Origin of the sequence: Achromobacter sp. ACM04 (assembly GCF_014851465.1) — a bacterium.
Classification (GTDB): domain Bacteria; phylum Pseudomonadota; class Gammaproteobacteria; order Burkholderiales; family Burkholderiaceae_B; genus Achromobacter; species Achromobacter aegrifaciens.
Genome location: NZ_JACUZS010000003.1, coordinates 285,615 through 299,737, shown reverse-complemented (window position 1 = coordinate 299,737; position 14,123 = coordinate 285,615). Strand labels below are relative to the sequence as shown.

At 65.8% G+C, this 14,123-nt stretch carries 13 protein-coding genes and 2 tRNA genes; 9 read left to right on the top strand and 6 right to left on the bottom strand.

Translation table 11 applies throughout. The features are described from left to right. Nucleotides 1-2 precede the first annotated feature (2 nt). Entirely contained in the window at nt 3-539 is a 537-nt protein-coding gene (locus IB259_RS17735; protein WP_054450027.1) for an outer membrane protein assembly factor BamE, read from the top strand. 15 nt (nt 540-554) lie between these two features. Continuing rightward, complete coding sequence (gene dapB, locus IB259_RS17730; RefSeq protein ID WP_192329794.1) at nt 555-1,346, top strand: 4-hydroxy-tetrahydrodipicolinate reductase; 792 nt, start codon at nt 555-557, stop codon at nt 1,344-1,346. Nucleotides 1,347-1,413: 67 nt separating this feature from the next. Here dapB and murB read toward each other — a convergent pair whose 3' ends face one another. Further along, nucleotides 1,414-2,460 carry a UDP-N-acetylmuramate dehydrogenase gene (gene murB, locus IB259_RS17725; RefSeq protein ID WP_192329792.1) on the bottom strand — a complete coding sequence of 349 codons (1,047 nt, stop codon included), beginning with the start codon at nt 2,458-2,460 and terminating at the stop codon, nt 1,414-1,416. Nucleotides 2,461-2,689: 229 nt separating this feature from the next. Here murB and IB259_RS17720 point away from each other — a divergent pair. From IB259_RS17720 to IB259_RS17695, 6 genes are all read left to right on the top strand, one after another. Further along, a tRNA-Gly gene (locus IB259_RS17720) sits at nt 2,690-2,765 on the top strand. 270 nt (nt 2,766-3,035) lie between these two features. Further along, nucleotides 3,036-3,109: transfer RNA gene (locus IB259_RS17715), tRNA-Cys, on the top strand. 78 nt (nt 3,110-3,187) lie between these two features. After that, nucleotides 3,188-3,421 (top strand): hypothetical protein, encoded by a 234-nt coding sequence (locus IB259_RS17710; RefSeq protein ID WP_054450019.1) that lies wholly within the window; start codon nt 3,188-3,190, stop codon nt 3,419-3,421. 84 nt (nt 3,422-3,505) lie between these two features. Then, nucleotides 3,506-4,963, top strand: a complete 1,458-nt coding sequence (locus tag IB259_RS17705; RefSeq protein WP_054450017.1) for a catalase — start codon at nt 3,506-3,508, stop codon at nt 4,961-4,963. 113 nt (nt 4,964-5,076) lie between these two features. After that, nucleotides 5,077-6,708, top strand: coding sequence for a thiamine pyrophosphate-binding protein (locus IB259_RS17700; protein ID WP_192329790.1), 1,632 nt, complete (start codon nt 5,077-5,079; stop codon nt 6,706-6,708). A 62-nt stretch (nt 6,709-6,770) separates the two neighbouring features. Next, nucleotides 6,771-7,772 carry a tripartite tricarboxylate transporter substrate binding protein gene (locus IB259_RS17695; RefSeq protein ID WP_192329788.1) on the top strand — a complete coding sequence of 334 codons (1,002 nt, stop codon included), beginning with the start codon at nt 6,771-6,773 and terminating at the stop codon, nt 7,770-7,772. On the opposite strand, the gene IB259_RS17690 is transcribed toward IB259_RS17695, so the two are convergent. Continuing rightward, nucleotides 7,769-8,734, bottom strand: coding sequence for a LysR family transcriptional regulator (locus IB259_RS17690; protein ID WP_175159444.1), 966 nt, complete (start codon nt 8,732-8,734; stop codon nt 7,769-7,771). The genes IB259_RS17695 and IB259_RS17690 overlap by 4 nt on opposite strands. 119 nt (nt 8,735-8,853) lie before the next feature. Here IB259_RS17690 and IB259_RS17685 point away from each other — a divergent pair, with 119 nt between their 5' ends. Next, entirely contained in the window at nt 8,854-10,383 is a 1,530-nt protein-coding gene (locus tag IB259_RS17685; RefSeq protein WP_119452066.1) for a CoA-acylating methylmalonate-semialdehyde dehydrogenase, read from the top strand. A gap of 12 nt (nt 10,384-10,395) precedes the next feature. Here IB259_RS17685 and IB259_RS17680 read toward each other — a convergent pair whose 3' ends face one another. The 4 genes from IB259_RS17680 to IB259_RS17665 all read right to left on the bottom strand — a co-directional run bounded on the left by IB259_RS17680 (nt 10,396) and on the right by IB259_RS17665 (nt 14,088). Then, a complete protein-coding gene (locus tag IB259_RS17680) occupies nt 10,396-11,151 on the bottom strand; it encodes a sulfite exporter TauE/SafE family protein (RefSeq protein ID WP_341868343.1) in 756 nt (251 codons plus the stop codon). A gap of 6 nt (nt 11,152-11,157) precedes the next feature. Continuing rightward, nucleotides 11,158-12,159 (bottom strand): tripartite tricarboxylate transporter substrate binding protein, encoded by a 1,002-nt coding sequence (locus IB259_RS17675; RefSeq protein ID WP_119452067.1) that lies wholly within the window; start codon nt 12,157-12,159, stop codon nt 11,158-11,160. A gap of 170 nt (nt 12,160-12,329) precedes the next feature. Then, nucleotides 12,330-13,202, bottom strand: coding sequence for a LysR substrate-binding domain-containing protein (locus IB259_RS17670; RefSeq protein WP_054450007.1), 873 nt, complete (start codon nt 13,200-13,202; stop codon nt 12,330-12,332). Nucleotides 13,203-13,254: 52 nt separating this feature from the next. Then, complete coding sequence (locus IB259_RS17665; protein ID WP_192329786.1) at nt 13,255-14,088, bottom strand: amidohydrolase family protein; 834 nt, start codon at nt 14,086-14,088, stop codon at nt 13,255-13,257. Nucleotides 14,089-14,123 lie beyond the last annotated feature (35 nt).

Sequence of the window (14,123 nt, the reverse complement as noted above, 5' to 3'; positions counted from 1 at the left end):
CCATGATTGCACGAATTCCCTCCCGCTCGCTGAAGACCGGCCTGGCGGTGGCCGCTCTGGCCGTCGCCCTGGCTGGATGCTCGGGGGACAAGTGGGGCTTCCCCTACAAGGCCGGCGTCCAGCAAGGAAACTGGATCACCCAGGAGCAGGTCGCCCTGCTGCAGCCCGGCATGACGCGCGAGCAGGTGCGCTTCGCCCTTGGCAGCCCCACGCTGACCAGCGTGCTGCACGCCAACCGCTGGGACTACCCCTACTACTACAAGCCTGGCTACGGCGACGCCCAGGAACGCAAATTCACCGTCTGGTTCGAAAACGACCGCCTGACCCGCTGGGAAGGCGACAAGCAGCCAGAACTGCAGCCTTACCAGATCAATACGCCCAACGCCGTCGCCGACGAAAAGGCAGACAAGCGCCTCATCGAAGAAGAAACCCGCCAGAAGGAAGAGGAAGACCAGCGCAAGCGCGACTCCGCCGCCCCGGTCAGCCCCCTCAACCAGTACCCTGGCCAGCCCGGCAACGCCCCAGAGCCGCTCAAGTAACACCAAGGACTATCTATGCGTATCGCAATTGCCGGCGCCAGCGGCCGTATGGGCCAGATGCTGATCGAAGCCGTGCTGAACGCCTCCGGCCTGCAGCTCGCCGCGGCGCTGGACCGCCAGGGCTCGGCCGCGCTGGGCCAGGACGCCGGCGCGCCGCTGGGCAAGCAGACGGGCGTGGCCATCACCGATGACCTCGACGCCCTGGCCCAGGCCGACTGCCTGATCGACTTCACCCGCCCCGAAGGCACGCTTGAACACTTGCAGGCCTGCGTCAAGCACGGCGTGAACGCCGTCATCGGCACCACCGGTTTCGACGACAACGGCCGCGCCGCGATCGAAGTCGCCGCCCAGAAGATCGGCATCGTCTTCGCGCCCAACATGAGCGTGGGCGTGAACGCCACGCTCAAGCTGCTGGACATGGCCGCTCGCATCCTGAACTCCGGCTACGACGTCGAAGTCTTCGAAGCGCACCACCGCAACAAGGTCGACGCGCCTTCGGGCACCGCGCTGAAAATGGGCGAAACCATTGCTTCGGCCTGGAACGTGGCCCTGCCGGACGTCGCCACCTGGAGCCGCCACGGCGATACCGGCGTGCGCAAGCCGGGCACCATCGGCTTCTCGGTGCTGCGCGGCGGCGACATCGTCGGCGACCACACCGTGTCCTTCTGCGGCACCGGCGAACGCATCGAAATCACGCACCGCTCGGCCAGCCGCGCCACCTATGCGGAAGGCGCCCTGCGCGCCGCCCGCTTCCTGGAAGGCAAGCACAACGGCCTGTACGACATGCAATCGGTGCTGGGCCTCTGAAGCCCAAGCCCTCGCCTGCAAAAAAGGACCCTGCGGGGTCCTTTTTTCTTGCCCGGCCCAAACGGCCTCACACCACCACGGGTTCCGGTTCGAGCCGCACGCCGTAGCGCTCGGACACCGCGGCCTGGATGGCATGCGCCAAGCCCATGATGTCGGCCGCCGTGGCCCCGCCGCGATTGACCAGTACCAGAGCCTGGCGCTCATGCACGCCCGCGGCCCCCAGCGAGCGGCCCTTCCAGCCGCATTGGTCTATCAGCCAGCCGGCCGCCAGCTTGTAGCCGCCGTCGGGCTGGACGTAGGACACCAGACCGGGAAAACGGTCCAGCAGCCTGTCCCGCACTTGCGCCGACACGATAGGGTTCTTGAAAAAACTGCCTGCGTTGCCCGTCACCGCCGGATCGGGCAGCTTGGCGCGGCGGATCTCGCACACCGCGTCGAAGATATCGCGGGCGCTCGGCTGTCCCGCCGCCAGCCGCGCGTGGCGCTGCAAATCAGGGTAGCCCAGCACGGGCCGCCAGGGCCGGGGCAAGGCGAAACGCACACTCACGATGACCCAGCGTCCGGGCTCGTCGTGCTTGAACACGCTGTCGCGGTAGGAAAAGCGGCAATCGGCCGCGCTCATTTCGACCAGGCGCCCTGCGCGCACGTCCCAGGCGGTCAGGCTGTGGAAACGCTCCTGCAGTTCAACGCCGTAAGCGCCGATGTTCTGCACCGGTGCCGCGCCCACCGTACCCGGGATCAGCGCCAGGTTTTCCAGCCCGTCCCAGCCCTGGTTCACGCAGGTTTCGACAAAGCCGTGCCAGGTCTCGCCGCCCGCCGCCTCGATCAGCCAGGCATCCGGACGAGCTTCCAGCAGGCGCACGCCCTTGAACGCGACGCGAGCCACCAATCCCTGCACCTGGCTCGGCAATACCAGATTGCTGCCTCCCCCCAGCACCAGCAGGGAAGACGCCTCGTGCGCCAGCTGCGACAACGCCGGCAACTGCGCCGCATCTTCCAGGGTCACAAAGGCCCCGGCCCGCGACGCCAGGCCCAACGTATTCAGCCGGGTGAGATCCTGGCTGGCTGGCGACAAGGCTGGGGACGGAAGAACTTTGGCGGGAGAATTTGACATGGATGCTGCGGATTGCTATAGTTTCTGTCTTCGCTCATATTACTTGATTGAGTGCTTGCCCTGAATTTCAGGCTTTGTTCGCAAACTGCTTGCAGTGAACAGACCCAAATAAGTCCAGGCCAAGACAAGCTCAAAAAAATCATGTAGAATGCGCGCCTTCTGATCGATAACCAAGTTGATCAGAGTGAATAAGAAAACAGGTTCTGGCTGTTTCAAGTGCAGAACCCATGCGGGAGTAGCTCAGTTGGTAGAGCGCAACCTTGCCAAGGTTGAGGTCGCGAGTTCGAGACTCGTCTCCCGCTCCAAATTCTGATTTCCAGATTCTTTCTGGAAATCCTTGAGAAAGGGCCTTCGGGCCCTTTTTTCATTTCTGCTCGCAACGCGGGCATCTCCCCACGCTGCCTGCGGCCATATTGCGCCGCCCTCTCCGTCCCCCACTGTCACACGCCCTATGACATACGCGGCCTTGGCCTGCGTCATTCATGCTGGACGCCAGGACAATTTTCGTGGATTCGAGGAAGCCCGCGCCCTGCCCGGCTTCCGTACCATTCATTACGTCCTAGGACAAACAAAACGGCGCGGTGGCAGAGTGGTCATGCGGCAGATTGCAAATCTCCTGAGGTTGGTTCGATTCCAGCCCGCGCCTCCAAGACCAGCCTGGCATGTCGGCCCATGAGGCACGGGTGCCGGGACGCAGCCGCCCTGGCGGCACGCCAAGGAGATCGCCTTGATTCAAGTCACCCTGTTCCACGACGGCTGCAATCTCTGCCTGGGCATAGACCGCAGCATGGCCGCGGCCTTCGCGACGCCTCAGCATCGCTACGAATCATTCGATCTCGCGCGGCAGCCCGGGTCCGCCGCCCAGGCCCGGGCGCTTGGCATCACCCGCCTGCCGTCCCTCGTCATCGATGGTCGTGTGCTGCGCCTGGAAGACCATTCCCCCATCGAGCACTACGTCTGAGATTGGCGCGGCCGGATCCGAGCCCGTTGCGATGCTCCCGCTCTTGAAGGCCGCTGCCCCGTTGAACCACGCAAGGAGCCCATCATGAGCAAACTCACCACCGCGTTCGGCGCCCCCGTGCCCGACGACGACAACACGATGACCGCCGGCCGGCGCGGGCCGGCGCTGTTGCAGGACGTCTGGTTCCTGGAAAAGATGGCGCACTTCGACCGCGAAGTGATCCCCGAGCGGCGCATGCACGCCAAGGGAGCCGGCGCCTTCGGCACGTTCACCGTCACCCATGACATCACGCGCTACACCAAGGCCAGGATCTTCAGCCAGGTAGGCAAGCAGACCGAAATGTTCGCCCGCTTCTCGACCGTGGCGGGCGAACGCGGCGCGGCCGACGCGGAACGCGACATCCGCGGATTCGCGCTCAAGTTCTATACCGAGGAGGGCAACTGGGACCTGGTCGGCAACAACACGCCGGTCTTCTTCGTGCGCGATCCGCTGAAATTCTCCGACCTGAACCGGGCCGTCAAACGCGATCCTCGCACCGGCATGCGCAGCCCGCAGAACAACTGGGACTACTGGACGCTGCTGCCCGAGACCCTGCACCAGGTGACGCTCATCATGGGCGACCGCGGCATTCCGAAGAGCTATCGCCACATGCATGGCTTCGGCAGCCATACCTATAGCTTCATCAACGCCGCCCGCGAGCGCTTCTGGGTCAAGTTCACCTTCAAGACCCAGCAGGGCATCCGGAACCTGACGGACGCCGAGGCCGGTCAGGTCATCGCCGCGGACCGCGAAAGCAATCAGCGTGACCTGTACGAAGCGATCGAACGCGGCGAGTTTCCGCGCTGGACCCTGTATGTGCAGATCATGCCCGACGCCGAAGCCCATACCTATCATCTCAACCCCTTCGACCTGACCAAGGTTTGGCCGCACAAGGACTATCCGCTGATCGAAGTCGGCGTCCTGGAGCTCAATCGAAACCCCGAGAATTTCTTCGCCGAGGTCGAACAAGCCGCGTTCAGTCCCGCGGCAATCGTGCCCGGCATTGGCTTCTCTCCGGACAAGATGCTGCAGGGCCGCCTGTTCTCGTATGGCGACACGCAGCGCTATCGGCTGGGCGTGAACTACCCGCAGATCCCGGTGAACGCGCCTCGCTGCCCATTTCACAGTTATCACCGCGACGGAGCGATGCGCGTGGATGGCAACGGCGGCAGCACGCCCGCGTACACGCCCAACAGCCATGGCGTCCTGCAGGCGCAGCCGGACTATTCCGAACCACCGCTGGAGATCAGCGGCGCTGCGGCCCGCTGGGATCACAGGGAAGATACCGACTACTACTCCCAGCCCGGCAACCTGTTCCGGTTGATGGCGGCGGACGAAAAACAGAGACTGTTCCAGAACACCGCGCGCGCGATCCGCGGCGCCTCCAGGGAAGTCATCGAACGCCATATCGCCAACTGCACCCGGGCAGACCCGGCCTATGGGCAAGGCGTGCGCGACGCGGTCGCGCAGACGGAACAAGACCGTCCGCGGGCCGCCCCCTAGGTTCAAAAAACATCAACCAACCCGCCACGGATAGCCGATACACTGAACTCTCCCATAGCCGGTAAAAAACAGGCGCGCGGCGCACAGCCGACGCAGCCCCAGCGGAGAGACAGGTGCTTGGATCCCAGTTGATTATCCGTACGCTGCATCGCCTGGGCGTCAAGACCATCTTCAGCCTGTCCGGCAATCAGATCATGCCGCTCTACGATGCCTGTATCGATGCAGGCATCCGCATCATCCATGTGCGGCATGAGGCGGCCGCCGTCTTCATGGCGGACGCCTGGTCCCAGATCACCGGCGAGCTTGGCGTCGCGATGCTGACCGCCGCGCCCGGCATCACCAATGGCCTGGCGCCGCTTTACTCGGCGTCGCAGGCGGAAAGCCCCGTGCTCCTCATCTCCGGCGACTCCTCGGTAGGAGAAGACGGCATGGGCGCGTTCCAGGAACTGGACCAGGTTTCCATCACCCGTTCCTTGACCAAGCTATCGCTGCGTCCGCGGACCGTGCAGGAGCTTTATCCCGCGCTCGACCGCGCGGTCGCGCAAGCGCTTGCCCCACGGCGCGGACCGGTTCATCTGGCCCTGCCCTTCGACCTGATGACCGCGGAGACGGGCTTGGCAGAACTGCCCGCCACTACACCGAAGCGCGAGCCCGCTGCAGTGGACGCAGCCGGCCTGGAACAGCTCGCCGCGCTGCTTGACTCGGCACAGCGCCCCCTGTTGCTGGCAGGCCCCACCGGAGCGCGTCCGCACATGCGCGCGGTTCGCGAGAAGCTGGAAGCAACGCTAGGCGTGCACCTCATCCCCATGGAAAGCCCGCGCGGCCTGAAGGACCCTTCCCTGGGCTCCCTGGCCGAAATCATTCCGCAGGCGGACCTCATCGTGCTGGCCGGCAAGTGCCTGGACTTCACGCTGGGCTTCGGCGGCACGGGCGCGCTGGGCAAGACGGCCCGGGTCGTGGCGATAGACCCCGACCCCGCGATGCTGGAACGCGCGGCCCGCCTGCTGGGCGACCGCCTGGCTCTGGCCCTGCAGGGCGATCCCTACACCGTGCTGCCGGCATTGCCAGCGGCGCCAGCCCCGGCCGCGCGCGCCTCGTGGCGCGCGCGCGTGGACGAAGCGCTGCGCAACCGGAACACTCTGGGCGCCGCGGCTTGCGCCGATGGAGCATTGGGGCCGCGCGCGCTATGTGAAGCGGTCCAAGCGTTTCTCACGTCCGCCCCCAATCCCATCCTGGTCTGCGACGGCGGCGAATTCGGCCAGTGGGCGCAGGCATACTGCCAGGCGCCGGTGCGCATCATCAACGGCATGTCGGGCGCGATCGGCGCAGGCATCTGCTACGCCATCGCCGCCAAGATCGCACAACCAGAGGCCACCGTGGCCGTGCTCATGGGCGACGGCACGGCGGGCTTTCACCTGATGGAGCTGGACACGGCCGTACGCGAGCGCGCCGCGATCGTCGCCGTGGTCGGCAACGACCTGCGCTGGAACGCGGAACACTTGATCCAGATGCGCACCTACGGTCCGCAAAGGCTGATCGGCTGCGAACTCGCGCCGACCGCGCGCTACCACGAAGTCGCCGCGGCGCTTGGCGGAGCCGGCTACGCCGCCCGGGACAGCGACAGCCTCGCCACCGCGCTGCGCGCGGCGGCGGACAGCGGGCTGCCCGCATGTGTCAACGTATCCCTGGCGGGCGAACCCGCTCCGGTTTTCAGCGCATCAACGCAGTCCGCGACCGGTCATTGACCTCGAAGCATCGAGCCCAGCTGCAGTCCGGTTTCGTCCCTTAGCACGACAGGAGACTTCTCATGATGAGACCTACCGGCCTCTGGCCGGGCGCGTTCGCTCGCGCCGCGATTTGCATGCTGGCCGCGCTTCCGGGCCTGGCAACCGCCCAAGCCTATCCCGCCAAACCCGTCCAGCTCATCGTGCCGTTCAGCGCGGGCGGCGACGCCGACATGGCGGCCCGCAACTTGTCCGCCGCCGCGCAAGGCCTGCTTGGCCAGCCGCTGGTCGTCGTCAACAAGGCCGGGGCGAACGGCGCGATCGGCTCGGCCGCCGTGAAGAACGCCGCTCCCGACGGCTACACCCTGCTCGTCGGCCGGATAGGCTCCCAGGTCCTGCTGCCCGCGCTACAACCCAAGACCACGCCCTATACCGCCCGGGACTTCACGTACATCGGACTGCTGGAGCTGAACCCCGTGGTCTGTGTGGTGCATCCGGACAGCCCTTACAAGACGATCGGCGATCTGGCACAGGCCTTGAAGGCCCATCCCGGCAAGCTCAACTACAGCCATTCCGGTCCGGCCACGGTGCAGAATCTTGCGCCGCAGCTGCTGCTCAACAGCCTCGGCCTGAAATCCGAGGCCGTGGTCAACGTCCCCTACAAGGGCGGCAACGAAGTCGCGCTGGCGGTGCTCAGCAAGGATGCGGACTTCGCCTGCAACAACCTGAGTTCGATGACGGGCATACTTGCCAGCGGCAAGCTGCGCGCCCTGCTGACGACCACGCCCGAACGCCTGGCGCAGTTCCCCGACATCCCGACCGCCCGCGAGCTGGGGCTGCCTCAACTCGAAGCTGTCGTAGGCTGGAGCGGACTGTTCGGGCCGCCGGGCATGAGTCCCGAAGCGGTGGCCAAATGGGCCGACGTGCTCAAGCAGATCGCACAGGATCCGAAGTGGATCGCCGGCAACGCCAACTTCGGCGGCATCCCCCACGTCCTGTCCCCCGCGGAAACGGAAAAATACGTCAGCCAGGGAGCCGCGATCTATGCCGACCTTGTGGCCAAGGCCGGGTTGCAAGTCAATTAACTCGCCTCATTGCCCGCCCCTGGCGGTCCGCCAAGTCCGGCGGACGCCGGGATCGCCTCGCGCAGGTAACCGACGAATGAGGATACGGTCAGCGGCACGCGCGGCGTGTAGGGCCTGACTGCGTACAGCCGTTCTGCATATTCGCCCACCACGCGCCACCCGCGCAGGACCTCGACCAGCTCTCCGCTGCGCAGGGCCTGGTTGGCGCTGAAATCCGGCACCAGCGCGATCCCCAGGGATCCGGCAGCCACCTCCCGCAGCACTTCGCTGTTGTTCGCGGTGAAGCTGCCGCGCACCGGAACCGCCACGCGCTTGTCTCCGTCACGCGACTCGAACGACCAGGTAGCGCTGCCGCTGCGCCGCAGGTAGTGCAGGCAATTGTGGGCGGCCAGATCCATCGGCGTCTTCGGCGTGCCGTGCTGCGCCAGGTACTCCGGGGCCGCAACCAGCACGGAGCGCGTCTCGCAGATGACCGACGCGACGTGCGTGTCTGGCACGCCGGCCACATGCCGGATAGCCAGGTCGAAGCCTTCGGTAGCCAGGGACGCCAGATGGTCGCTGAGTTCCAGCTGGATCCGCACGTCGGGAAAATTCTTCAGGAATCCGGGTATCAGCGGCGCAATGACCTGACGTCCCAGGGCTACGGGTGCGGTCACGGACAGCACGCCGCGCGGCCCCTCGGACAGGTCCCGCACGGCCGAGAAGCCCTCTTCGATGCGCAGAAAGGCCGCCGCGGTCTGGTCGACCAGGCTCTGCCCCGCCTCGGTCAGGCCGACGCTGCGGGTGGTGCGGCGCACGAGGGGGACGCCAGCCGCCTGCTCCAGTTCCACGATGCGCTGGCTCACCGACGCCTTGCTGATCTGCAGGCGGCGCGCGGCCGCCGTATAGCTGCCGGTATCGGCCAGCACCCCAAGGCAATGGATATGCGACCACAGATCTTCCAGACGCCTGGTTTTCGTCATGCCTTGCTCCATTGTTCGAAACATCAAACACTGATTCCAGCCCTGCGGTCTCGACGTCCGGGCGGCAATGCGCGACATTGCCAGCTCCAGAACACCATGCATGAGCCCAGGAGCCAGCCATGACCGCAAGCAATGCCAGCGCCCAATCCCGCGATGCCGGACACTATATCGGCGGCAGCCTCGTCGACGGGACAGGCAGCCGCCAGCCCGTCTACAACCCGGCCACGGGCGCCGTCGCCAAGCAGGTGGCGCTGGCCACGCCCGACGAGGTGAACCGCGCCGTGGCCAGCGCCCGGGCGGCATTTCCGCAATGGGCGGACACCCCTCCCATCCGCCGCGCCCGCGTGCTGTTCAGGTTTCTTGAACTGATGAACAAGCATCGCGACGAACTTGCCCACCTGATCACCGCCGAGCATGGCAAGGTTTTCAGCGATGCGCAAGGCGAAGTCACTCGCGGCATCGACATCGTCGAGTTCGCCTGCGGCGTTCCCCAGTTGCTGAAGGGCGCCCACACCGAGCAGGTTTCCACCGGCATCGACAACTGGACGCTGCGCCAACCGCTGGGCGTGGTGGCGGGCATCACGCCGTTCAACTTTCCGGTGATGGTACCCATGTGGATGTTCCCGGTGGCGATCGCGGCGGGCAACACCTTCGTGCTCAAGCCCAGCCCCACCGACCCCAGCGCATCGCTGCGCATCGCCGAACTGCTGCGCGAAGCGGGGCTGCCCGACGGCGTGTTCAACGTGGTGCAGGGCGACAAGGTGGCGGTTGATGCGCTGCTGGAACACCCGGACGTGAAAGCCATCAGCTTCGTCGGTTCCACGCCCATCGCCAACTACATCTACGAGACCGGCGCACGCCATGGCAAGCGCGTGCAGGCCCTGGGCGGCGCCAAGAACCACATGGTCGTGATGCCGGACGCCGACATCGACCAGGCGGTCGACGCCCTGATCGGCGCCGGCTACGGCTCGGCCGGCGAGCGCTGCATGGCGATCAGCGTGGCGGTGCTGGTGGGCGACGTGGCCGACCGGCTGCTGCCCAGACTGATCGAACGCACCAGGACGCTGAAGGTGCTGGACGGCGAGAACCCCGCGGCCGAGATGGGCCCCATCGTGACCCGCGCCGCGCATGAGCGCATCAGCGGCTATATCGATCTGGGCGTGCAGGAAGGCGCGCAACTGCTGGTGGACGGCCGCGGCTTCCAGGGTTCTCAGGCAGGCGCAGGCTGCGGCGACGGTTTCTGGATGGGCGGCACGCTGTTCGACCACGTCACGCCGGACATGCGCATCTACAAGGAAGAGATCTTCGGCCCGGTGCTGGGCTGCGTGCGCGTGAAGGATCTGAAAGAAGCCGTGGATCTCATCAATGCCCACGAATTCGGCAACGGCGTGGCCTGCTTCACCCGCGACGGCAACGTCGCGCGCGAGTTCGGCCGCCGCATCGAGGTTGGCATGGTGGGCATCAACGTACCCATCCCCGTGCCCATGGCCTGGCATGGATTCGGCGGCTGGAAGCGCAGCCTGTTCGGCGACATGCACGCTTATGGCGAAGAAGGCGTGCGCTTCTACACGCGGCAGAAGTCGATCATGCAGCGCTGGCCCGAAAGCATTGGCAAGGGCGCCGAGTTCGCCATGCCGACGGCCAAGTAACGGCAGCCTGTCTCACGCAGGCGAGACCCATCCGCGATAGATGGCGCCTGCGCCCGCTATCGCGAGCAGAACGAAGATGGCCCGCTTCAGCAGTTCCGGGGACACCCGAACCCTGAGGCGGGATCCGCCGTACAGGCCGATCAGGGCCACGGGCAGCAGCATGGCGGCCGCGAACAGGATTTCCGGCTGCGCATACAGTCCGGCGGCGCCGAAGGCCGCCGCCCGGATGAGGCCGCTGGCCAGGATGACCACCGAGATCGTGGCGCGGAACTGGTCCAGCGCATCCAGCCGGCGCGACAGATAGATGGTGTAGATCGGCCCGCCGGTCCCGAACAGCGCACTGAAGATGCCGCCGAACACGCCGAACGGCAAGGCCCAGAAAGTATTCAGCGGCGCCGACGGCTTGGCCCCGCGCGCGCCCCGCAGGCCCTTGATGCACACCGCCAGCACGAAGCTGCCCAGCAGGATCAAAGGCCAGCGAGCGCCGGCGTTGTGCAGCAGCGTCACACCCAGCCCTATCCCCAGCAGCAGCCAGGGAAACAGGCGCTTGAGTTCGACCAGGGAAACGCGCCGCCAGTTGCTGCCGCCCACCAGCGCGGTGCAGGCCAGGTCGAACAGCACCACCAGCGGAACCGCGAACTGCAAGGGCATGAACTGGACCAGCAGCGGCACGGCCACCATGGCCGCGCCGAATCCCGTCATCCCGAAGACGACATAGGCGGCAAGGACGACGGGTGCGGCAAAGGCGAGCGTATCGGGCGGCATCATGCGGATTCAGCTTGCGGTGATCTTCTTCTTTTCCACCAGCGCCTTCCACTTGGCGGACTCCCTGGCGATCTCCTCCCTGAGCGCGGCGGCAGGCACGATGGTCGCCGACATCCCCTGGTCAGCCAGATAGCGCTGCATGTTGGGCTGCGCCACCGCCGTCCTGGCATCGGCCAGCAGCCGGTCGACCGAAGCCTGGGGCGTGCCCGCCGGCGCCAGCAGGGCGAACCACCCCGTGAACTCGAACCCCGGCACTCCATCCTCGGCCGTGGTCGGCACGTCCGGCAGCAACGCGGAACGTTCCTTGCCCGTCACCGACAGCGCCCGCAGGCGTCCTCCCTTGAGCAACGGCACGATGGCATTGATATTGCCCACGGCGACTTCGATCACGCCCGCCATGAGGTCGGTGTAGGCCGGCCCCTCGCCCTTGTACGGGACGTGCATGAGTTCGATCCCGGCCGCATCGCTGAAAGCTTCGCCCGCCATGTGCGTCTGGCTGCCCACGCCCGCGGACGAGAAGCTGAGTTTGCCAGGCCTGGCGCGGGCGTACTCGATCAGCTCGCGCGTGTTCTTGACCGGCAGGTTGGCATTGACGGTGATGACCATGGGTCCGTTTGCCACCTTGCCGATGGGACTGAAATCCGTCAGCGAATAAGGCAGCTTGCTGTAGATGAACTGGTTGACCGTGAACATGCTGCCCGACGCAAGCAACAGCGTATAGCCGTCCGCCGGCGCGCTGGCGACAGCCTGCGCGCCCACGCTGCCGCCAGCGCCCGCGCGATTCTCGACGATTACGCTCTGCTTCAGGCCCTTGCCCAATTCGGCCGCCAACGCGCGGCCCAGCAGGTCGGTGGCCCCGCCCGCCGAAAACGGGACGATCATGCGTATGACCTTGTCCGCCGGCCAGTCGGCTCGCGCCGGAAGGGCGATAAACGGCGTAAGCGCGAGGCCACAGCCCAGCGTCTTGACGATGCGGCGGCGCGCAATATTGGGTTGAGTTTGGTTCTTCATGGCTTTGTCTCCTTCAGTTCGCGGGACGGCGTAGCGGGTCGGCGTTCGGCCGGCTGACGATTCGCCAGGCAGCAACTGACCCTCGGGCCGATGGCTCGATTTTTCGGGACGTTGCGGTGTTTTTCTGCGGACTACTAGGCTGCTGAACTACAGAACTACCGGACTAAGAACTACTGGCCGGCACAGACTGACTTCAATGCGTCGAGCAACAACTGCGTAAGATGGGCCCGCGGGTTCTCCTTCGGCGCCAGGATGCCCAGGCGACGAGTGACCGTGGGCGAGCCGAACGGAATGACGCGGATGCCCGGGGGAAACTCGTTCCTGCCGCGGCAGGCCGGTACCACCGATGCGCCCAGGCCATTGGCCACCATGGCGATCACGCCTTCCAGGTTGTCGATCTCCATGGTCGAACGCACGGTGATGCGCCTACGCACCATCTCTTCCTGCACCAGATGCCCCACGCGCGCCGAACGATTGAAACGGACATAGGGATTCTGCTCCAGGATCTCCTGATCGCTGGCGCCCTTGACCGAGCGGTGGGCGATGACGACCAGTTGTTCCTCGACGAACGGCAGGAAATCCAGGCCCGAGCGCGGCGCATCGGGCTCGGTCACGATCGCCACGTCCAGCTGGCGGTGATAGATGGCGCGCTCCAGGTCGTGCGTGAGTCCCGTGGTGACATGGACCTCCAGGCCGTGGCCCTGCTTCTGCAGGTGCCGCAGCGCCAGCGGCAGCACGCCCGACACACAGGTATGGACGCTGCCGAGCCTGAGCAATCCCGACGAAGTACCCTTCTTCAAGGCGGCGCTCATGCTTTCCCAATGCGCGATCAGGTCGCGCGCCCGGTGCACCAGCGCCAACCCCGTGTCCGTGAGGATGGGCGGACGCCGGCTGCGGTCGAAGATCGTGATGCCCAGCTCGTCCTCGAGCGCGCGAACCTGCATGCTCACCGCCGACAGCGACAGGCCGATGGTATTGCCGGCCTCGGCGAAACTGCCGTGGTCTGCAATCGCGATCAGCGTGTAGAGCGTGCGGATATCCATGCAAGAAGGTTCCTGGTGTTGACGGCATTGCGGAAAGGAGGAGTATGCCGCGTCAGATGCCAAGCAGCCGCCGCGCGTTCCCTCCCATGACTTTCCCAAGATTATCTTCCCGGATCGGCAAGGTCTCGAACCACTCTTTGTACCCTTGCACCGGGCAGAACGGGAACGAGCTGGCGTAAAGCATCCTGTCCGAGAGAAAACCGTCTGCCGCCTTCACGTATTCCTCCCAGCCTGGCATGCGGGAAAAATACATATCGGGCGACAGCCACAGGTTCTGGCGCCGGAACGCCAGGTGCAGGATCTCAGTGACCCAGGGCCATCCGCCATGGGCGACCACCACGTTCAGGGCGGGAAAATCCGCCAGCACGCGGTCGGTCCGTATCGGATCCGAATAGCTCAAGTCCGGCCCCGCCGTGCCTCCGACCATCATGATCACCGGCACGCCCAGGTCCTCGCAGTGGCCGTAGATCGGATACAGGCGTCTGTCGTCGGCGTACATGGGAACCGGGTAGGAGCCCGGCTCGATATTGATCAGCTTGAAGCCGCCCTCCACCGCCTGGCTGATGGTCTGGCACGCGCGGCGCCGGTCGGTGGGGTCGATGGAGGCGGCGCCGATGAATCGGCCCGGATGCTCGGCCACGATGCCTCGCACGTCCTCGTTGGACACGCTGCCCAGCACGCCGGCCAGGCGTCCCACGACCACGCCGCGGTCTATCCGCGCGGCATCCATTTCTTTCAGCAGCAGCGCCATCGATTGCTGCTGCGCCGCGGCCGAGGGCTCGAAGCCCACCGTCCGCGTAAAGCCATCGCGACGTTCTCCCGCCGAGTACATCAGCGTATCCAGGAAGCCGCCTACCGGCGGCCGCAGCCTAAAGTCGATGATCATTGCAGTCTCTTTGTCAGGGGGTGGAGTTACCCGGG